The organism is Chryseobacterium jejuense (assembly GCF_017877355.1).
Taxonomy (GTDB): Bacteria; Bacteroidota; Bacteroidia; order Flavobacteriales; family Weeksellaceae; genus Chryseobacterium; species Chryseobacterium jejuense_A.
Window position 1 is genome coordinate 20920 of the sequence record NZ_JAGIPR010000012.1, and the last position, 21698, is coordinate 42617.

Here is a 21698-nt window from a genome sequence, read left to right on the forward strand (position 1 = left end):
AAAACCTGAGTAAAAATACTCAGGTTTTGTATAAATATCAAATGAAATTTAGTAATTCCACATATCATTTTCCATTTCAAGGATCTGCGACTTAATTCTGTCACTTTCTTCTAACTGATCATCAGCATCTTTGGGGATATAGTCCTTAATAGTACCGTCTCCTAAACCGCTTGAAGATTTGTAGATTACAGAAGAGAATCTTCTTGCATTGATGATATCATCAAAAGATAGATCTGCAGAAGAGTTTTTTCTGTTGTAAACATAATTGTTTGCTAAGATATCTCTTGCATTCGGATAGAAAATCCAGAATAGGTCGATAAGGTCATCATTGCTAGCAATTGGCTTCCCATCTGGTCCTATAACTCCCTGTACTGCCGGGTCTGGTCCCATTGCTGCAATACCTAGAGGTCTGTATTTCATTTGTCCGTCTCTCTTATCTATGAACCACATACCCATAATTTTAAGAACTTTTACTTTCTCAGTAGTCGTCTTAAATACGTCGGTATATTCTTTTTTCTCCTGTTCGGTTAATTGTCTTCCAGAGTTTAGAATATCGATAGCTGCATCGTTGATTCTAACGTTCTCCAATCTTTTCTGGATTCCTTCCGGTGAAAGCTTCACCGTAAAGTTTTCATCATCATACACCTGCTCAATTTTACCACTTAAAGCTGCATCTAACAGTAACTGGTATAGAGATCTTGTAGGGGTAGAAAGAAGACCATCCGGATTATCATAGTAAAATGGCTGATTGATCTTATCATTCATATCGATGATTTCCCAAACAAACATACTCTTAAGGATGTCTTTGTCTTCAACAAATCCATATTCAAGAGGCTTTACTGTTTTATCAATAATAGTATCACCAACTTTTTGTTTGTTCTCCGCTCTCATCTGTCTAAACTCTTCTGGAGAAGAAGCGTTCAGAATAGTCTGGGAAAATGCAAATCCCGAGACTAATACTAAAAGGGTGCTAATATATTTTTTCATAATAAATTACAATTTTAGTCCTATTGAACATTAATAATTATAGGAGTAATGTTTTTAATCTGCTGACCTTCCAATCCTTGCGCTGTTGCTTTGATATCGAAGATAGAAACTACATCTCCTGTTCTCAGATTCTTGATTAATCCTGCTGCATCATTTAATGTATTCCCATGGATTAATAGTGCTGCTCTACCAGGTACTCTTACCATGAATTGTGTTACATTGAACGAAACAGGGAAGTCGAAGTCAGGAATAGCAGCCTGTACAGATTGGTTCGGAATAGAAGTTGCCGGCATCGACAATACATTCTGTCCTCTCATCTGACCTTGAGGTGGCGGAACATTCTTGATTCTATATTCAAATACCTGAGATACTGTTTTTCCATAAGGATCTACTCCGGATAATGTAATTTTCACTGTAGTTCCTGTTGAAGGTTTTACAATCCACTTACCAGGACCTGTATTTCTTACAGAAGCTCCCGGAGCTGATAATGAAAGTTTAGAGTTATCTGCACCTAAGATAGATCCTGATACAGGGTTCTCCAATCCTCTATACATTACATTCATCTTATCAGCAGAAAGTAATAATCCTTTTTCAAGTTTTACTTCTCTAGGTCCTGCAATTACATTATAAGTATGCGTCCAAGGGAAAGATTGTGGCTTACCTGAAGCATCTGTTAATGTAATAGTTCCGGCTAGTTTATGTTCACCAATACCAGCTCCTGAAATAGGGATGATCCCTTTACCATTTTCCTGCTTGCTAACTCCAGAGATACTGATCTTATTACTATTAGAATAAGTACCCAACATTACTTTTACTTCAGCCTGCTTACCTGCCTGAATATCTGTAGGACCTGAAACAATAGGTTCATAGCTTGTAAATTTGATACTAGCATCCACTTTTTCCTGAAGCATTAAGGCTAATGCATCAGATTGTACGTTTCTGGCATCATTTTGGATAATTTCCAAATTAGATATAGCAGCGATTAGTGGCTGATGATAAAATTTATTTTGGAACCAAGTTTTCTCATTCGGAGATTTTCCTTTAGGATACTCTGCAATAAGAGATTTGTTAGCTCTCTCAACTAGATCCACTAATTGAGGATTCTTACCAAAAGTAGTATTAATATAATTTCTAACATCATCAATTTTTGCTTTAAGATCTAATGCATTTTTTGATGGTGAATTTTCATCTCCTTCTTTAAAGAAATATTCTGTAGTAGCTTCATTGTTGTTTAATGCAGCAAAATTTTCACTTACGTCAATTTCTTTTCCGGTTTTAGGATCTTTATCATGAAACTCTGATTGTTTTTTTAGTAAATCCTTGATATCCTGAGCGTGTTTTACCAACGCATCAATCTTGGATTTTAATGTTTTATAATCTTCCCAAGGTTTTGCGTAAGTATCCGGAACCTGTTGAGCTTTAGCTTCCAGTGTTTTTTCAAAAATCTTTTCGTTTTTTCTTTCTGTTAAAGTTCTTGTTTCATTTAATGCTCTTGTAGAGTCATAATATGATCTGATGATTTCTGCATCGATGTTTAGGGCCATCATCGCGATGAACACCAGATACATCAGGTTGATCATCTTCTGACGAGGGGTCTGTTTTCCTTGTGCCATTCTCTTTTCTTTGTTTTTTGATTAAATAGTTTAAGTTCAGAAATGGTTAGGAATTAAGACTTCATAGCAGTAAGCATACCACCATAAACTCTATTTAAGTTATTAAGATTAGATGTTAAACCTTGTAGCTCTTGATTGAATTTTTCAGAATGTTCAACAGATTTCTGCATGTCTGAAACATATTTAGTAGCAAATTCTGCTTGTTTCTTACCGCTTTCCAACTGCATCGCATATAATGCATTCATACTTTCCATATGCTGAGCAGCCTTGTTCAACTGATCGTTATATTTATGAGTAGAAGCAGAAACGTCAACAGTTTGATTGATTTGATCTACAGAACTTGAAAATTTATCGATTCCTGTTCTTAGTCTTTCGAATAGTTGAACATCTAATCTCGCATCTTCAAGCATTTTATCCAATTTAGTAGAAAGAGAATTTTCTAATTCTGCAAAGTGGTTACCTGTATTTCTAGTTGTTACATTTGAGTGTAATGGGTTTGGGTTAGCATGTTTATCTAATAATTCAGGGTAAACATTTTCCCAAGCATAAGACTCTTCAGTTTTTGGAGGGTCGAAAGCGAAAATAATAAAGATAATCGCTTCTGTAATAAGCCCTACAGTAAGAGCAATATTACCGTTAATTGGTCCCAAAGTAATGTGAGTAATTTTAAGCCAAGCTCCAAGAATTACAATTGCAGCACCGAATGAATAGAAGAAATTCATCCAAGCATCTTTCGTCTTAAACATATTGAGTTAGTTTTTTTAATGTTAAATAAAATTGTATTGAAAAATAATTGTTTTGGTTTTGTTATCTGTTAACTCTTCTTGGCTTAACAGCTGCCTCAGGAATGTCCTGTACAGTTCTAAATCCGATATAGCTTCTTGCTGAATCTTTTCTCTCCCAATCTCTAGCACCCGTCATTAAGGCGTATCCTATATCTTTCCAAGATCCACCTCTTACAGATTTCTTAGTATCCTTTTTATCTTTAGTAGAAGGATTTAATGTAGAAGAGAATCCATAAGAAGAGTTGTTATATGCAGATTCTGTCCACTCAGAAACGTTTCCAGCCATATCAAATAACCCAAATCCATTTTTCTTAAATTTCTTAACTGGAGCTGTATATGTATAAGTACCTTTTTTCTCGTCTTCCATGTAGTTACCTCTCTTAGGTTTGAAGTTAGCTAAGTAGCAACCTCTATCATCCATTAAATATGGACCTCCCCAAGGGTAAGTGGCATTTTGCATACCTCCTCTTGCAGCATATTCCCATTCGATTTCTGTTGGAAGACGGAACTGCAATGGTCTTTGTTTTTTTCTTTTTAAACTTTCGTTATAGTCAGTTTTCAATTTAGATCTGAAGTTACAATAAGCTCTTGCCTGATCCCAGGTAACACCAACTACAGGGTAGTTTTTGTAAGCTTTGTGCCAGAAATATTGTTCAAATAATGGCTCATTGTAAGCAAAGTGGAAATCTTTTACCCAAACCGTAGTATCGGGATAAATCGCGATACTCTGGCTTTTAAGGTAATTCGCTCCTCTTTCGTTATCTGCAAGTGCAGCATCCATATCTCCCCAACGGTAAGTATACTTCAGCTTACTAACATCTAAAATTCTTTCGTTTCCAATTCTTGAAGAAGCAGGCAGATACATAGATTCCAGAACTTCTGCGTATTCTACATCCGGATACTTTGTAGTGCTCCAGTGTAAAGGAATTTTCCAGTCTAATCTTTTGCTTGCATCATAGGTACCGTCTTCACGGCCACCCTGCCCTTCCATATATTCCTGATAAGGTGTTAAATTTTCTTCTTTTTTAGCAAGGTATGCATAATCTCCTATGCTTGCTCCTCTACGACCGCCTTCGTCACCACCTTCTCCGGCAGCTTCAGCGAGTAGAGTTCTTGCGATAGAATCTCTTACATAGTTGATAAATACCCTGTATTCTGCATTGGTAGTTTCTGCTTCATCCATGAAGAAAGAAGAAACAGTAACTGTCTTCAATGATGCTTTTTCAGGTGTATTTGTTGGGTCCTGGTCTGCTAAACCAGCAACAAATGAACCTGCAGGAATTGCAACCATTCCGTATGGTCGTTCCGCAACAAATGATTTCGTTTTTTCTCTTGGTATCAATTCTCCTTTTGTTCCTGGCTTCCCTACAGAAGAGCTGCCACCACCTGAACAAGATACCGATGCTACCGACGCAGACAATAATAAAAGAAATATCCTTTTCATGTTAATTTTTATAATTAAGCCGTAAATATATAATTTTTTTAAGAAACTTTTAAGATTTATTTTGAAATAACGGAAGAAATCTAAATTTATTTTATTTACACCTAATTTTTATTCTACAGTTACAGATTTCGCCAAGTTTCTTGGCTGATCTACGTTCGCTCCTCTATATACAGCAATGTAATAGGCAAGCAGCTGTAACGGCACTGAAGCCACAATTGGAGAGAAACATTCTGAGGTTTCAGGAATTTCAATAACATAATCTGCCATTTCGCTAACCTGACGGTCACCTTTGTTAACAACAGCTATAATTTTCCCTTTTCTTGCTTTGATTTCCTGAACGTTACTTACAATTTTATCATAGTGTCCTTTTTTAGGCGCTATAATAACAATTGGCATATTCTCATCAATCAGAGCAATGGGTCCATGCTTCATTTCTGCTGCCGGATACCCTTCTGCGTGGATATAAGAAATTTCTTTAAGCTTCAGCGCTCCTTCTAAGGCTGCAGGATAATTGTACCCTCTTCCTAAGTAAAGGAAATTGGTAGCTTTCACAAAATCTTTTGCAATACTCTGAGTAAGCTCGTGAGTAGTATTCAATACTTCTTCAATCTTCTTAGGAAGAGCATTAAGCTCTGCAATTAAGCTCATAAATTCAGCGTTTCCTAAATTTCCGTTATGCTTACCTAATTTAAATGCAATTAAAGTAAGGATAGTAAGCTGTGCTGTAAATGCTTTTGTAGAAGCAACCCCAATTTCCGGACCTGCATGGGTATATGAACCAGCATCTGTAATTCTTGCAATAGATGAATCTACTACGTTACAGATACCATAGATAAATGCACCTTTTTCTTTTGCCAGTTTTAAAGCAGCCATTGTATCTGCAGTTTCTCCTGATTGAGAAATCGCAATTACAACATCTTTATCAGTAATGATAGGATTTCTGTATCTGAATTCTGAAGCATATTCTACCTCTACCGGAATTCTTGCATATTCTTCGATAAGATATTCCCCGATAAGACCTGCATGCCATGAAGTTCCACAAGCAATGATAATAATTCTATTAGCATTTTTGAACTTTTCTACATGATCCCAAATTCCTGCCATCTTGATAACTCCCTCATCTACAATAAGTCGCCCTCTCATAGTATCATGAATAGACTTAGGTTGTTCAAAGATTTCTTTCAGCATGAAGTGTTCATATCCACCTTTTTCAATCTGCTCTAAGCTTAATTTAAGTTCTTGGATTTCAGGCTCAATCTTAGAGTTTTCATTAATGGTTCTGATATCTACTCCATTTTCTAAAGAAATGGTAGCCATGTGCCCTTCTTCAAGATAAATAGCTTCTTTTGTAAATTCTACAAAAGGAGAAGCATCAGAAGCAATAAAATATTCTTTATCACCAAGTCCGATCGCTAAAGGAGATCCTAATCTTCCTACAACCAATACTCCCGGATAATCTTCGTGAAGTACTGTTATAGCATAAGCTCCATACACTTCATTTAAAGCATATCTTACCGCTGCAGGGAAATCGATCTCCGGGTTAAGATCCATAAAATATTGAATAAGGTTTACCAATACCTCAGTATCTGTTTCCGATTTGAAAGTAAACCCTTTTTCAGTAAGCATTGTTTTAATGGTATCATAATTTTCAATAATACCATTGTGCACTAGTGCTATTTTTCCATTATTTGACAAATGCGGGTGGGAATTTCTGTCGCTCGGAACTCCATGGGTAGCCCAACGGGTGTGTCCCATACCAATTTTGGCTGTTCCTTTTAATTGCTTCGAAATATTCACCAAATCCTCTACTTTACCTTTTGTTTTTTCTACTTCAAATTTGTTGTTTGAACCTTCTAAAACAATTCCGGCACTGTCATATCCTCTGTATTCAAGTCTTCTAAGACCATTAATTACGATCTCATAAGCATCCTGAAAACCTGTATATCCTACTATTCCGCACATATTTATTTTGTCTTGTGTTTATTGTATTTTATTTATTATTGGCTGTTGAATAAGTAACCTTAAGCTGAACTCTCTTCTCAGTTTTATCTGATCCTATCAGAACAACTCTGTTCATATCAGTAGCTCGAGTTGTGTAATTTGCTCCAACAATATTATCGTTTTGACCTTTCATAAATGCTCCTAAATAAAGATAGAGTACCTTATCTGCTGCCACAACGCTACTATCTTCAACAATATCCTTAAGAGTTTGTGTTACTACTAAATCATAATATTCATATTCTCCTTTTGCTTCCTCGCCTTTAATAGTTGTCTTACCATAATAATACATTGGAAACCCTTTTAGCATATCTTTTGTAAAAATAGGTTTTAACTTTTCATCAAGTTTAGAAATTTCATTAGGCAGAAGGATAAATTTACGATCGGCAGCTACAGACTGAGCATTAGCAAATGTTTTATCTTTATCTATAAATACTCTGATTTTAGCCCCTACAATTCCTGCTTTATCTGTATTAAATTTCTTTTTCAACTCTACAATTGTAGATTCTGGAATTTTCAATCCTACATAAGGACCTCCCATTCCCTGGGGGAAAAGCACCCCATCACCTGTTGTTTCATTGTATTTTGTAGCTTTGGCAAATTCAGAATCTGATCTGTCATACTCATAACGTCCCAAACGGGTATTTCTATTTCCCAGATCAAACGCAAGTACTTGCTGTGGTCTTGTTACCGTACCGTTTTCTGTTTTATCAGCCTTGTAATACAAACGAAGCTCCATATCATCAGGTGAAAACTGGAAAAGATACCCATCATTATCTTGTACTGAAAGTCTAATTCCGTTGAAATATCTTGTAAAGTTAGCTGCATCCTTAAGCACATCATCTCCTCTTCTATTAAGGATATTTTGTTGGAAATAATCTTTATCCAGATTCATTCTGAAGCCTAGCTTACCATCAAAGACAACTGTGTTGTCTGATTTTCTAGTAGCCGTTACAGTGCTTACATTTCCATCAAAAGTAGCAGATCCAAGTAAGTCTCCTACTGTTACGTTCTTATTAGAATAAGTAAATTCTGGTTTACCAGAGTCTAAGAACTCATTAACTCTATGTACATTAATTTTCATAGATTTAATTGTCTCAGCATTCCCGTATTTACGAGTAGGGTAAGTTTTCTTCTCTATTGAAACAGTCACCTTCTCATCACCAACAGGAAAATCATTTTTCTCATAAGCAGCCGGTGCTACCACTTTATCAGCCATGTAATAAGTATCATCTGCTGTATTCGCCGGAGTTCTTATCACCAAAACAACAGAATCTACCACTGGTTTCTCTCCAATTTGATAACCATCCGGCAACCTTAACTGAGTAATATAAGATGCTTTCTGCATCCCAAACTGCCCTTCTTTAAATGCCCCCAGAACCGCTACACGAGTTCCTGATGTTGAGACAAGCTGCGCCCAATCACTTTTGATAGAATCATTATTATTAATATTATAGGCTATAATATCATATGGCTTTTCAGCACCTGTTGCTGCATCTTTATCAAAGAGTTGTTGCCCAAGAGAATCCGGATCGGGTTCACAGTTATAAAGGATTGCACTTCCGAAAACCGCCAATAGAAGCATGGCGAAAGTCCTTTTAAGAGTATGAGTCATTAAAAATGTGTTTTTTAATAAAGTTGATTTATAGAATCTACGTCAAGATACTCCGACTTTTGAGTCGCTGTTTCATTGAAAGCCTTATCAAGGTCTTCATCAAGGAATTCATCTCCTTTTACAACAGTATCTACGTAGTTCATACTTTCGATAACGAAATTTTTGATTGTTGGGTTATCTAACGCTTTTAATCCTGAAATATTATCAAACTTCAGCTTTTCATCAATCTTTTTATCAAGATCAGCTTCTTTCTCATTGTATAGGGAAAGAACAATTTTCGCATCCTTGAAATAAGTATCTGATTCGTAGTAAGTCTTAAGATAAATTGGAACAAATGAAGACATCCATCCATTCAAATGAATAACATCCGGTACCCAGTTCAGTTTCTTGATGGTTTCAATTACTCCTCTTGCAAAGAAAATAGCTCTTTCGTCATTATCGTCGAAAGGATTTCCTTCATCATCGAAATAATATTGCTTTCTTTTGAAGTATTCTTCATTGTCTATAAAGTAAACCTGCAGTCTTTCCCCCGGAAGAGACGCTACTTTAATGATAAGTGGCTGATCCAGATCATTGATGATAATATTCATCCCTGAAAGACGGATCACCTCATGAAGTTGGAATTTCCTCTCACTTATTTGTCCAAATCTTGGCATAAAAACTCTTACATCATTGCCTTCATTGTGCATCTTAAGCGCCATTTTGTTTACCACAGCGGCCATATTTGTATCTTCTTGGTACGGATACATCTCTGTAGTAATGTACAGTATTTTTTGATTCGGCATAAACTTTCTATCTAATTTTTGTAAAAATGCTTTAATGTGCAAAATTACAAAAAAACATCCAACATTATTTTAATTAACATTTTTTTACGAAAATTCACCTTCCCAAATTGGTAAAAACACATTTTATTATATGATATTTTTAGTATTTTTGAATAAGTATTAAAATAAACTATGGAAGTTATAAAAAACAGGAAAACCCTTCAGGATTTCATTGAAAGACAGAAGGAAATGGGAAAAAGAATTGGCTTTGCTCCTACGATGGGAGCTCTGCACAAGGGACATCTTTCCCTGTATGAAGAAGCAAAAAAGGAGAATGACCTTGTGATTTCTTCAATTTTTGTAAATCCAACTCAATTTAACAACCCTGAGGATCTGGAAAAATATCCGAGAGATATCAACAGAGATATCCTGATTCTGGAAAAATCTGGATTGGTAGACGCTGTTTACATTCCTGAAGTTACTGATATTTATCCTGAAAAAGCAGAAAGCCAACGCTATGATTTTGATGGATTGGAAAATGAAATGGAAGGAAAATCCAGACCGGGACACTTTGACGGTGTAGGAACTGTTGTAGAGGAATTATTCCGACAAGTAAAGCCTGACAATGCTTATTTTGGAGAAAAAGATTTCCAACAGCTGGCCATCATCAGGAAAATGGTTGATAAAAAACATCTCCCGGTTAAAATAAAAGGAGTTTCTATTTACAGAGCAGACAACGGACTGGCATTAAGCTCAAGAAACCAAAGACTTCATGAAGACCGCAAAGAAGCTTCAAAAATCATTTATGAAACCTTAAAGAAAGTAAATGATTGGTTCAGAACGGTTAGTATTCCTGAAATTAAAGAAAGAGTAACTGATATTTTTGACAATCAGCAAGGGATGCAATTGGAATATTTCCTGATTGCCGATGAAAACACATTACAGGAAACCGACTTCTTCTATAAAGACAGAAAGTTCAGAGCATTTATCGTAGTAGTTGTGGATGGAGTCCGATTAATTGACAATATGCATTTGGATTAATATATATTCACAAAGGTTATTCCTTAATAAAATACAGCTCTGATCATTTGAATGGTCAGAGTTTTATTTATTTTAGATTAAATACAAAAAATCAAAGGCCTCCGGAAGGAAGCCTTTGAAACACCAAATCACAAAATATTAATATGAAAAAAATTTACTTTTCAGTAAACTTGTGACCCGGCTGGGATTCGAACCCAGGACCCATACATTAAAAGTGTATTGCTCTACCAGCTGAGCTACCGAGTCGGCCACAATTAGGAATTAATATTCTTAATTATAAATTTTCTTTGCAGTGCCTGCGACTGGACTCGAACCAGCACATCCTTAGGAAACCACCCCCTCAAGATGGCGTGTCTACCAATTTCACCACGCAGGCAATAAAATTACAAAATTTGTAATTTTTATTGCTAGTGACCCGGCTGGGATTCGAACCCAGGACCCATACATTAAAAGTGTATTGCTCTACCAGCTGAGCTACCGAGTCGGCCACTTGTTAAACAAGTTTTCATTTAAGTAATGTCCCTTGTTTTAAGTGGTGCAAAGATATGACTTTTTTCTTTATCTCAAAACTTTTTCGCAAATTTGTTTAAAAAAAATTCATGATAATTTCACTAATTGGATACATGGGAAGTGGCAAATCTCACATTTCCAAAATATTAAGCGACAAAATAGATTTTAAACTGATAGATCTTGATAAAGAAATTTCCAGAAGAAATAAATTAACCATTCCTGAAATTTTTGAAAAAAAAGGAGAAATTCACTTTAGAAAACTGGAAAGAGAGGCTCTTGAAGAAATATTAGCTTCAGAAGAGAATGTAATATTAAGTCTTGGGGGCGGAACTCCTGTTTACTATAATAATATGGAGATCATCAATCATAATTCCAGGAGCGTCTTTTTAAGGACTTCCGTAGGAACATTGGTTGAAAGACTTTCTAAACAAAAGGAAAAAAGGCCATTAATTGCCAATATTTCAGATGAAGACCTTCCGGAGTTTATTGCCAAACATTTATTTGAAAGAAATCAATTTTACAGTAAAGCTCAGTTTAGTGTAGGGACTGATGGCAAAGAACCCGAAGATATTGTTAAAGAAATAATAGAAAAGCTCTATCTCTAGAGCTTTTTTATTTTAATCTTCGTCTTCAGTTTCGTTACCTGTTTCTCCGAAGAAATCATCCCAATCTGTAAAATCAGCATCAATATCGTTGCCTACATAGTCATCCATATCCCTTCTGTCTTTCTTTGTAGGTCTTCCCTCTCCTTTGTTTCTGTAATAATCCTGGGTCATTTTACGAAGCTTCAGAAGTTCATATTGTTCCTTATCTGTTACATCCTGTATATGAAGTGGAACCAATTTGGCTCCCATTCTACTTTTAGGAATCTGTAAAACCTTTATTTTATAATCAATCTGATTCTTTCGGATTTTAATAATATCCCCTTCTTTTACCTCCTTAGATGATTTTACGGCAGACGTTCCCATAGAAACTCTATTCTTTTTAATCTCCTCAGCTGCAATACTTCTCGTCTTATAAAAGCGAATGCTCCATAAAAATTTATCTATTCTCATATTTTTTTATACTTTTGCCGTTATATTATTTGTAAAGTAATTAAAGTTTTTTGAAATGAAAAAAATATTTTTATATATCCTTGCCGGATCTTTGTGTTTTACTGCATGTAAAAAAGATGATGAAGTACCTACGTATCAGGAGCCGGAAGACATCAATGTTCAAAATACCTATGACGATCAGGCTATTACGAAGTTCATGAATGAGAACTATCTGGATGCTCAGGGAAATATAAAACCTTTCAGCGCTACAGACACTTCTGATGATAAAGAAACAAAATTATCAGATTTAAAGTATACAAAACTTCCTTCCGGAACAATCTATATTATGAGAGAAGGAGCACAACCTGATCCTGATCCGACCAAACATAAGATAATTGGAGACGATGATATCATTAAAATAATGGGTAGAGCTGATGCTTACCAGGCTATTGATAACAATGGAACTCCTGTATTTTCAGCCAAATCACCATTCTTAAACACTATAGATGGTGTTACCATTCCATTTGTTGACCCAGCATATTATTATGCAAAGAAGAGTGTGAGAGTAGATAACAAACAAGAAAGACCCTACTTTGAAATAGCTGGTTTCAGAGAGGCATTACAAAAGTTTACAGCTTTTAAAGATTTACCAAATTCAACCCCTTATAATCTACAGGGTGTAATTATTGTTCCGTCAAGAGCTGCATTTGCAAGAAACCCTCACTATCCTTACTTTGGAATTTCTTACAGAAACAAATCATTTGTTTTCAATTTCCAGATATATGGGACTGAAGTAAGACTTGATAAAGATAAATAAAAACAAGCCGTCTATCACAGACGGTTTTTTATTTGCTAAATAGTCTTGAAAGCCGACTATCACCAGTCTGAATTTTGAAGTTAAAAGCACCTTATTTTCAAGGTCGTAAAAATTTATCAAAGCAAATAGTAGCGTTTTTCAAGTCTACCAGATCTTAAACATAAAAAAGTCAGATTAGAATGTTCTAATCTGACTTTTTTATGTATTTAAACAATTTTTAAAGCTGCTTTTTTTAATTATTAAAATCTTGTTTTCTGTTTTACGTTTCCTAAAATATCCGGGAAGTACAGATCTGCAAGATGGTCAAATTCATCTCCTCTCATAAACATGGTAGCATCTACTTCTTCGTAAGAGCTTCTTCCTGCTGCTGCAATCAGTTCATTGCAGGTATGAAGGGTGTTTTTATGGAAATGATATACTCTTTCACTTTTATCCGTAACATCTAATCCTTTGATTAACATTTTATCCTGAGTTGCAACCCCTGTAGGACAGTTGTTTGAGTTACATCTTAAAGCCTGGATACATCCTAATGAGAACATAAATCCTCTTGCATTGTTACACATATCCGCTCCCATTGCTACAGCTCTTAAAATATCTAAACTTGTAAGAACTTTACCACTGGCAATGACTCTAAGTTTATTTCTCAGATTATAATTATTAAGGGTTCTGTTGACAAATATCAGAGCTGGTTCCAAAGGCATTCCTACTCCATCTGAGAATTCCGGTGGTGCAGCACCTGTTCCTCCTTCAGCTCCATCAATGGTTATAAAATCAGGATAGATCTTTAAAACATTCATTTGTACGCAGACATCCTCAAATTCTTTAGTATCCCCAATACAAAGTTTAAATCCAACAGGTTTTCCTCCTGAAAGTTCTCTTAATTCCTGTACGAACCTCAACAGTCCGGCAGCATCAGAGAATGCAGTATGTGATGGTGGTGAAATAACAGTCATCCCAGGTGTTACGTGCCGAATAGCTGCAATTTCCGGTGTATTTTTTACTCCTGGAAGCACCCCTCCGTGACCTGGTTTTGCTCCTTGTGACAATTTGATCTCAATCATTTTCACGTTAGGAAGTGTTGCATACTTTGTAAATAATTCCGCATTGAATTTTCCTTCATCATCACGGCATCCAAAATATCCTGTACCAATCTGCCAGCATAAATCTCCACCTTCAAGGTGATAAGGCGAAATACCACCTTCTCCTGTATTATGGAAGAAATTCCCTTTTTTAGCACCTCTGTTCAGTGAAATCTGAGCTCTGTCACTTAATGCTCCAAAACTCATTGCTGAAATATTAAATAAAGAAGCATGATAAGGTTGTGTACACTGTTCTCCTCCTACCCAAACTCTCGGAAGTTCTTCTGATGGGGATTTTGCATAAATAGAATGCTTGATACCTTCATATTTTCTGTGATTCACTTCCAACTGTGTTCCAAAAGCTACCGTGTCACTTATATTTTTAGCACGTCTGTATACTGCAGAACGCTGATTTCTTGGGAACGGCTTCCCGTCAGTTTCCCTTTCAATGAAATATTGCTGCATTTCGGGTGAAATACTTTCGAAAAAGTACCTAAAGTATCCCAGCACCGGGAAGTTCCTCAGAATAGCATGTTTCGATTGGTAAGCATTGTAAACACCCAATGCATAGATAGCGGATAGCAGCGTCGGTATCCAATAATGCGCTTTTATCAGTAGTGCTACAATCCACGTAGCAGCTACTAATACAATTCCCCAAGATAAAAACTTATCTCTCATGAATGTAGTATTTAAAGTTTAAAAATAAATTTAGTGGAAATTTTGCAAAGAGCCTATGCTTTTGCTAAAAAATTTTGGTAGGAAGATTGCACAGAAACTGTGCCATCTGACAGGATTTTTTCTAAATTTAGAAATTCGATTTTATTTACAGATGCAGGATCAAAGTCTTTCTGGACTCTCACATAGTTTTCTGTGAAGCCAAACATTTTTCCATCCTTATTTTCGTGCTCCCAAAGTACAGGAAGCGTTTTTCCAAGTTGAGTCTGATAAAATGCCATTTTTTTCTTTTCAGAAAGAATTCTCAGCATTTTATTACGTTTTTTTCTTTCAGCTACCGGAACTACCCCTTCCATTGCAGCGGCCTCTGTATTTTCTCTTTCAGAATAAGTAAATACATGAAGGTAAGTGATTGGAAGTTCATTAAGGAAATTATAGGTTTCCAGGAATGTTTCTTCTGTTTCTCCGGGGAACCCTACAATAACGTCCACACCGATAGCAGCATCAGGCATTACCTCTCGGATTTTTTTTACCCTGTCATTGTAAAGTTTAGTCAGGTAACGGCGTTTCATTTTTTTCAATAAATCATCGCTTCCTGATTGTAGTGGAATATGAAAGTGAGGAACAAAGCTTCTGCTTTTAGAAACCAGTTCAATACTTTCATCCTTTAAAAGATTAGGTTCAATGGAAGAAATACGGATTCTTTCAATCCCTTCTACTTTATCAAGTTCTGAAATAAGATCCAGGAATGTATGCTCATGTCGTTTGTTTCCAAACTCACCTTTACCGTAATCACCGATGTTTACTCCGGTAAGAACAATTTCTTTGATATCTTTTGCTGCAATTTCTGAAGCATTTCTAAGAACATTTTCGATGGTATCTGAACGAGAAATCCCTCTTGCCAATGGAATGGTACAGTAAGTACATTTATAATCACATCCGTCCTGAACTTTCAGGAATGCTCTTGTTCTGTCACCAATAGAATAACTTCCGATAAAGAAATCGGTTTCTTCAATCTCACATGAATGAACAATTCCCTCGTTGTCTGACTTTTCTAAATCATCAAGGTAGCTTAGAATATTAAACTTTTCTTTAGCTCCTAACACAAGATCTACTCCTTCAATCTGTGAAATTTCCTCAGGTTTCAACTGTGCATAACATCCAACAATAACCACCAGCCCATCCGGATTGGCTTTCATTGCTCTTTTTACGTGAAGCTTACACTCACGGTCAGCGTTTTCAGTAACTGAACATGTGTTAATTACATAAACGTTGGCCTTCTCATCAAAGCTCACCTTATCATAACCTGCATCTGTTAATTGACGGGCAATAGTAGATGTTTCTGCAAAATTTAATTTGCAGCCAAGTGTATGATACGCGGCAGTTCTTTGAAAAGTAGACATGTGTTACTTCTGAATTTTATGGGTGCAAAGATAGTAATTTTAATAATAATCCAAGATTGATTCAATCTATTGTTTATATTCGTTCCTTACTTCAGGGCTGTTTTGAAAACATACGGGTGATGAGTTCCCTTCCAGTTCTTCTCTGGAAAATTTGTTTTTCATTTCAGTATTAAACTCCTGAGATTTGTTTCTGGCAATAGACAATGTTTTCCAATCTTCATTTTTAATCATTTTAGCAATATAAACAATCTGCCCGATATGATATGGATAATGAGCAAGTTGTCTTAAAACAGCATCAATAACAGGGTGCGCCTCTCCCCTTATATAAATTGTAGAATAAAGATTTTCTTCATTGATGTGATCTAAAGCTTCAAAAAAACATTTCCATCCTTTTTCCCAGAATTCAAGAACCTCATCTTTGGATTTAAAAGTATTCACAAATTCTTCATCACGGTGACGCCATGATTTTTCTCCGTCTTCAGTAAGAAAATTAGTCCATCTTGACAGCATATTTCCCGCAATATGGTGTACTATGACTGCAATGGAATTGCTTTCTTCATTATACTGCCAGAAAATCTGTTCATCTGATAACTGGCTAAATGATTTATCTCCAAGGGATTTATAATATTCAAAGCGTTTTACAAACAGGTCTTTCATTCTTTTTATTTTGATAACTAATGTAAAAAAAATCAAATAAAAAAACCACCTCTTCCGAAGTGGTTTTATCTATGCTATTTATTTACATTATATCATTATTCCCGATTTTTAACCAATACCCAACCGATAAATTTAACAGGGGTATTCTTGGTATTATTTTCATTCCATAAGATAGAATACCAATAAGTTCCCGTAGGCACTCTTCTTCCGCTCACCGTTCCGTCCCACCTATAGCCGTTAAGTTTATCAGCCTGATGAATCTTGGTTCCATATCTGTCAAAAATATTAATCACAAGATTTTGTTTACCGGATAATGCGGAATAATCAATCACATCATTCACACCGTCAGCATTGGGGGTGATAACATTAACCAGATTGGGAACAACAGTTTCAACTTTTATAGGAGTACAATTATAATCATCTTTCACATAGATCTTATATTCTCCTCTTGGAAGATTGGTGAAAACATTGGAATCCTGCCAGGTAATATTGTCCAACGAATATTTATAAGGTGGTGTACCTCCTATTACAGATACTGTTATCGTATTATTGCCCACCTCAATATCGGAAATAACAGGCAGCTCAGATGGTATTACCTTTACTGTCTGCATAGTATAACAATCTCCGGTTTTGAGTTTCACCCAATACACACCAACACCAACAGTAACAGTTTGAGTAGTTGCACCAGTACTCCACTGATAGCTTTTGAACCCAGGCCCGGCATCCAAAGTGGTTTTACTTTCCATACATATCGTTTTATCTTTAAGTACAGCAGAATATTTTGGCGGGGTTACTACTAAAGTAACTTTAACAACAGCATAACATCCTCTACCATTGGTAACTCTAACATATACCACTCCATTAGGAGCAATATAAGTCATTGGATTCAGAATTTCATTGGTTTGGTTGATAGCATCTGCTTCAGATGGATAGTATTTTTTAGTATTGTCCGGAGTTGTTACCGGAGCGTTTGCAAGATTAAAAGATCCGGTACTCGGATTGGATTCTAAGAAGCATTCTGTAAGTGTAGCCTCATAAACAACAACAATGGGATGAAATGTTAAAGTAATCTTTGCTATTCCGCTACATCCATATTCGGAAGTTACTTTTACATAAATAGTTCCTTCTGCAGAAGTAAATGCTGTAGGATTGATAATTTCATTAATTCCAGCATTAAGATCAAACATGCTGTTATAGTATTTTTTAGAAACATTTGTTGATGCTGTAAGGTCTGCTAATGTGAGATCAAAAAGAGCTGTCCCTGCATTGTTATTGTTACATCCTATTAATGTGGCATCTTTTACAGCAATAGTCCCATCCTTAAATTTAAACGTACCCGTCTGTTTACATTTATTAAGAGGACTGTTCGGATTAGTTGGATCAGTGTAACTTATACTATAATAATAAACAGTTGTAGTATTTACTGATAAAGGAGTTGTAATAGGGTTATTCACTGTTAATGCATCGTTAGCACTGGTATGATAACTTACGCTAAAACCAGGATTTCCATTAACAATACCTGCGGATAACGTTGTAAAATCAAATATAACGGGGTTTCCACAGATAATAACTTCTCTTGGATCAGCAGGATTAGCTGCTGGAATTCCCGGTGGTATAAAAGGGTTAGGCTGAATAGCAGGATCTGTGAACGGAGATGCCAACGCAGCTGTTCCACCCCATGTTAAAGAGAAAGGAGCTGTTGTACTGCTCGTACTGCTCACCCAGTTATCAATAAATAAATAGTAAGTTTCTCCTGGTAAAACATCCAAATATCGGCAATAAGGAGTTGTTGATCCTCCAGCCGCATTTGTAATGGTGCTTGTCATGTTTAATCCAGTTGCCGCACCTACTCCAACAACTGTTGCAGCATTACAACGTATGGCAGATCCCAGGCTTCCGCAGTTTACGTTAGGTCCAAAGATAGCCCAGTCATAATCCGCATCCTGATTATTGGGCACCAAATTAAATGTCAAAGTACCTCCTGTGGCAATCGTAATTTTATACCAGATAGAATTATGTTCTCCAGATGTATCTATACAGGTTCCGGAGTTTACCATTTCTTTGATATTACCATACCCTGAAGGACTGTAAGTAAGGTTCGAATTTCCACAAACAGCCAGCGCCGTAGCACAATCTTGCTGAGAGTATAAGAAATGGGAAATATATAAAAAGGTAAATAGTAAAATTTTTCTCATAGATATATTTGTTTTTATGGTTAAGTCGTTTTGGGTCAGATTAATATCCAACGTATACCAAATATACCTATTATTTAATTACAAATAATAAAAAGCAGTATTTTATATGATATTTAAAATAAATACCATATTTAATTACAAAGTCAATATTTTTAAACTATTATTTTATACTTGTAATATTCCCACAGAGATTTTCGAGATGAAAAATTTTATGGAAAGGGCTTTTCACTTCTTTCAGATGGTCTTTATCCTGAATAAATGTATATCTTGAGGCAATAGAGTTCATATCAGAAACAATAACCAGCCAGCATTCATCCACTGAAGTATCATAATAAGGAAATTTTTCGTTCTTCTTTTCAATAAGATCAAGAATTTTATCTGAGCAGAGTTCATCAAAAAGATTCATACTGTACTCGTGGGTGATGAAAACATTTCTACGGTGAAAAGATTTCCTCACACTTTTTACACAGCCTATTCCTTTATTTTTTTTAATGCTTTTATAGATATTAATAATATTTTCCGCCTGTTCTTCAAGATTATCAAACTTTATATTCGGGTGGAATTCTAAAAAATAAACACCACGATATTTCGTAGTGTCTTCCTGTTCTAATAATATTTCTGCCTGACGGAACATTTTATTCAAAGTGCTTTCCACTTTTTTCATTTCCAGATGGTTGATAACTTCGGTAAGTTCTATTCCAATTTTTTTGTCGTTTAGTTTTGCGATAAAGTCTGGGCTTTCGCAGGTGAAGTTTTCAAATTTAACATCAGGAAAATGGTGCATAAAAGAGTTGAGAAGAAGAATCTCTGATTTTTTTCGGTATTTTTCACGATCATGAAGCGGAGACTCATCTATGGTACGGTGATACTTTTCTATGGGCTTTTTTTTCAAATGCCGATTCAGGTAATATAAACTCAGATTCTTTATCAGATCTTCATCAGAAAACGTCTTTTTCATGTGTGATTTTTTTTATTGAATTAAACACATGCAACCATTGGCTTTCACCGTTAAAAGTTTTTGATAATCAAAAAATTACACTCTTAAAGATAAGTAAAAAAACTATTCAATGCTTACTTTTTAAATTAATTTATCCATTATTTAACATAGAGTTTATTTTCATTATTAATACCTTTGCCTTTTCAAACACAAACCCACATTCTATGGATTTTAGGAATTTTAAAATACCTTATAGCATCAATCCCCAATATTCAAAAAAAACCGCCTATTTCTCAATGGAATTTGCCCTTGAGCAGGTGTTGAAAATATATTCCGGAGGACTTGGATTCTTGGCAGGATCTCATATGAGAAGTGCTTATAACCTAAAGCAGGATCTTATCGGAATTGGTATTCTCTGGAAATTCGGATATTATGATCAGGCAAGAAACCACGATCAGACTCTTCAGCCTATATGGACCCGAAAAATGTACAGCTTTCTTGAAGATACGGGAATAAAATTTCAAATTGAAATTCATAGTGCTCCTGTTTGGGTAAAGGTATGGTATCTTGATCCTGAAATTTTCAATACAGCACCCATGTTTTTCTTGTCCACAGATGTTCCTGAAAACGATCATGTTTCAAAGACTATCTGCCACAAGCTCTATGATGCTAATGAATCTACTAAACTGGCTCAATATATCTTACTTGGAAAAGGTGGTGCTAAATTACTGGATGAAATGAACATCGAGAGGGAGGTTTACCATTTAAATGAGGCTCACGGACTTCCGGCAGCATTTTACCTGTTAAGAAAATACAATGGAGACCTGAATAAGGTTAAAGAAAAACTGGTCTTCACCACCCATACTCCGGAAGAAGCAGGAAATGAAAAACATAATTTCAAATTGTGCTACGATATGACGTATTTCTCCGGCTATAGCATGGAAGAAGTAAAAGCTATTAGTGGTACAGATGATGACCGTTTCAATCATTCTCTTTGTGCTCTGAAAATGGCAAGAATTGCCAATGGTGTTTCTCAGCTTCACGGAGTGGTTTCCCGTACCATGTGGAATAAATATCCAGGAATCTGTGAAATCACTTCTATTACCAACGCACAGGAGTTTAAATATTGGGCAGACAAGCCACTTTACAATGCGAAAGATGAAAATGATGATACCGTTTTCGATTACCGTAAAAAGCATTTAAAGAAAAAGCTGTTCAGCATTGTTGCAGACCAAACCGGAAACCTTTTCAATCCTAATGTTTTCACTATTGTATGGGCTAGAAGATTTGCAGGGTATAAGCGTGCGGACCTTCTTTTACATGATAAAGACAGATTCTATAGACTTCTGAACAACCCAAAATATCCCGTACAGATCATTTGGGCAGGAAAGCCTTATCCAATGGATTATTCAGCAATTTCCACCTTCAATACTTTGGTGGAGGAAAGTAGAAATCATAAAAATATGGCTGTTCTTACAGGATATGAACTTTCTTTAAGTAAATCATTAAAACAGGGTTCTGATCTTTGGCTAAACAATCCAAGGGTTCCAAGAGAAGCATCCGGAACTTCAGGAATGACGGCTGCGATGAATGGATCTGTCAACTTATCTACAGATGACGGCTGGATCCCGGAATTTGCCAGGCATGGAGAAAATTCTTTTGTTGTTCCAAAGGCAGATTATCTAAATATGAGTATCTACGAACAGGACAATTATGATTTAAATACATTATATGAGATCCTTGAAAACGAAATTCTTCCAATGTATTACGATCATCCGGACCAATGGAGAAAAATTCAGCACAATGCCATGAACGATGTAAAAGATCAGTTCAACAGTGATAGAATGGCAGATGAATATTATAGAATACTTTATAATCAAACAAATAGCTAGCTTCTATTTGCTTTACCTTATAAAAATGCCCGGAAATTTTCCGGGTATTTTGTATTGAAATTATTTACTTTTCTTTTTCGGTGGCACTTTCAGGCCTTCTTCTCTTGCTTCAGAAATACCAATAGCTATGGCTTGTTTTCTGTTTGTCACTTTTTTCCCGGAAGAAGACTTCAATTTTCCTTCCTTGAATTCGTGCATTACTTTTCCTACTTTGTCCTGAGCTTTATCTGAATATTTGGTTTTGCTCATGAT

General features: G+C 35.7%; 18 protein-coding genes and 3 tRNA genes. 4 read left to right on the forward strand and 17 right to left on the reverse strand.

The features are described from left to right. Nucleotides 1-48 precede the first annotated feature (48 nt). The 7 genes from gldN to J2772_RS19800 form a co-directional block, all read right to left on the reverse strand. A complete protein-coding gene (gene gldN / locus J2772_RS19770) occupies nucleotides 49-987 on the reverse strand; it encodes a gliding motility protein GldN (protein ID WP_209919759.1) in 939 nt (312 codons plus the stop codon). A 20-nt stretch (nucleotides 988-1007) separates the two neighbouring features. Then, entirely contained in the window at nucleotides 1008-2600 is a 1593-nt protein-coding gene (locus J2772_RS19775; protein WP_209919761.1) for a GldM family protein, read from the reverse strand. A gap of 53 nt (nucleotides 2601-2653) precedes the next feature. Then, nucleotides 2654-3346 (reverse strand): gliding motility protein GldL, encoded by a 693-nt coding sequence (gldL, locus tag J2772_RS19780; protein ID WP_045493229.1) that lies wholly within the window; start codon nucleotides 3344-3346, stop codon nucleotides 2654-2656. A 61-nt stretch (nucleotides 3347-3407) separates the two neighbouring features. Continuing rightward, nucleotides 3408-4829 carry a gliding motility lipoprotein GldK gene (gene gldK, locus J2772_RS19785; RefSeq protein ID WP_045493226.1) on the reverse strand — a complete coding sequence of 474 codons (1422 nt, stop codon included), beginning with the start codon at nucleotides 4827-4829 and terminating at the stop codon, nucleotides 3408-3410. Between the two features lie 108 nt (nucleotides 4830-4937). Continuing rightward, nucleotides 4938-6791 carry a glutamine--fructose-6-phosphate transaminase (isomerizing) gene (gene glmS / locus J2772_RS19790; RefSeq protein ID WP_209919763.1) on the reverse strand — a complete coding sequence of 618 codons (1854 nt, stop codon included), beginning with the start codon at nucleotides 6789-6791 and terminating at the stop codon, nucleotides 4938-4940. Nucleotides 6792-6819: 28 nt separating this feature from the next. After that, nucleotides 6820-8442: a DUF4270 family protein gene (locus tag J2772_RS19795; RefSeq protein ID WP_209919765.1), complete on the reverse strand. Its 1623-nt coding sequence runs from the start codon at nucleotides 8440-8442 to the stop codon at nucleotides 6820-6822. 14 nt (nucleotides 8443-8456) lie between these two features. Continuing rightward, nucleotides 8457-9227: a glycogen/starch synthase gene (locus J2772_RS19800; protein ID WP_209919767.1), complete on the reverse strand. Its 771-nt coding sequence runs from the start codon at nucleotides 9225-9227 to the stop codon at nucleotides 8457-8459. Nucleotides 9228-9398: 171 nt separating this feature from the next. Between J2772_RS19800 and panC the strand changes: the two genes are divergently transcribed. Then, nucleotides 9399-10247 carry a pantoate--beta-alanine ligase gene (gene panC / locus J2772_RS19805; RefSeq protein WP_209919769.1) on the forward strand — a complete coding sequence of 283 codons (849 nt, stop codon included), beginning with the start codon at nucleotides 9399-9401 and terminating at the stop codon, nucleotides 10245-10247. Between the two features lie 173 nt (nucleotides 10248-10420). Here panC and J2772_RS19810 read toward each other — a convergent pair. The 3 genes from J2772_RS19810 to J2772_RS19820 form a co-directional block, all read right to left on the reverse strand. After that, nucleotides 10421-10493 (reverse strand) — tRNA-Lys (locus J2772_RS19810). 47 nt (nucleotides 10494-10540) lie between these two features. Further along, nucleotides 10541-10623 (reverse strand) — tRNA-Leu (locus J2772_RS19815). Nucleotides 10624-10658: 35 nt separating this feature from the next. Beyond that, a tRNA-Lys gene (locus tag J2772_RS19820) sits at nucleotides 10659-10731 on the reverse strand. 115 nt (nucleotides 10732-10846) lie between these two features. Here J2772_RS19820 and J2772_RS19825 point away from each other — a divergent pair. Further along, entirely contained in the window at nucleotides 10847-11362 is a 516-nt protein-coding gene (locus J2772_RS19825) for a shikimate kinase (RefSeq protein ID WP_209919771.1), read from the forward strand. A gap of 12 nt (nucleotides 11363-11374) precedes the next feature. Here the strand turns inward: J2772_RS19825 and J2772_RS19830 are convergent, their stop codons facing one another. Continuing rightward, nucleotides 11375-11812, reverse strand: a complete 438-nt coding sequence (locus tag J2772_RS19830) for an RNA-binding S4 domain-containing protein (protein WP_209919773.1) — start codon at nucleotides 11810-11812, stop codon at nucleotides 11375-11377. Between the two features lie 55 nt (nucleotides 11813-11867). Between J2772_RS19830 and J2772_RS19835 the strand changes: the two genes are divergently transcribed. Then, nucleotides 11868-12608, forward strand: a complete 741-nt coding sequence (locus J2772_RS19835) for a hypothetical protein (protein WP_209919775.1) — start codon at nucleotides 11868-11870, stop codon at nucleotides 12606-12608. 239 nt (nucleotides 12609-12847) lie between these two features. Here J2772_RS19835 and J2772_RS19840 read toward each other — a convergent pair whose 3' ends face one another. From J2772_RS19840 to J2772_RS19860, 5 genes are all read right to left on the reverse strand, one after another. Further along, nucleotides 12848-14365 (reverse strand): FMN-binding glutamate synthase family protein, encoded by a 1518-nt coding sequence (locus J2772_RS19840; RefSeq protein WP_209919777.1) that lies wholly within the window; start codon nucleotides 14363-14365, stop codon nucleotides 12848-12850. 53 nt (nucleotides 14366-14418) lie between these two features. Next, the gene (gene mtaB, locus J2772_RS19845; RefSeq protein WP_209919779.1) at nucleotides 14419-15765 is read right to left on the reverse strand and encodes a tRNA (N(6)-L-threonylcarbamoyladenosine(37)-C(2))-methylthiotransferase MtaB; all 1347 of its coding nucleotides are present in this window, start codon (nucleotides 15763-15765) and stop codon (nucleotides 14419-14421) included. A 66-nt stretch (nucleotides 15766-15831) separates the two neighbouring features. After that, nucleotides 15832-16422: a DUF1572 family protein gene (locus J2772_RS19850; protein WP_209919781.1), complete on the reverse strand. Its 591-nt coding sequence runs from the start codon at nucleotides 16420-16422 to the stop codon at nucleotides 15832-15834. Between the two features lie 95 nt (nucleotides 16423-16517). Beyond that, the gene (locus tag J2772_RS19855) at nucleotides 16518-18617 is read right to left on the reverse strand and encodes a T9SS type B sorting domain-containing protein (RefSeq protein WP_209919783.1); all 2100 of its coding nucleotides are present in this window, start codon (nucleotides 18615-18617) and stop codon (nucleotides 16518-16520) included. 160 nt (nucleotides 18618-18777) lie between these two features. Further along, on the reverse strand, nucleotides 18778-19575 hold the full coding sequence (locus J2772_RS19860; RefSeq protein WP_209919786.1) for a hypothetical protein: 798 nt from the start codon (nucleotides 19573-19575) through the stop codon (nucleotides 18778-18780). A gap of 203 nt (nucleotides 19576-19778) precedes the next feature. Between J2772_RS19860 and glgP the strand changes: the two genes are divergently transcribed. Further along, entirely contained in the window at nucleotides 19779-21446 is a 1668-nt protein-coding gene (glgP, locus tag J2772_RS19865; protein WP_209919788.1) for an alpha-glucan family phosphorylase, read from the forward strand. 60 nt (nucleotides 21447-21506) lie between these two features. Here glgP and J2772_RS19870 read toward each other — a convergent pair whose 3' ends face one another. After that, nucleotides 21507-21695, reverse strand: a complete 189-nt coding sequence (locus tag J2772_RS19870; RefSeq protein ID WP_089738586.1) for a DUF6496 domain-containing protein — start codon at nucleotides 21693-21695, stop codon at nucleotides 21507-21509. Between the last annotated feature and the right edge of the window lie 3 nt (nucleotides 21696-21698).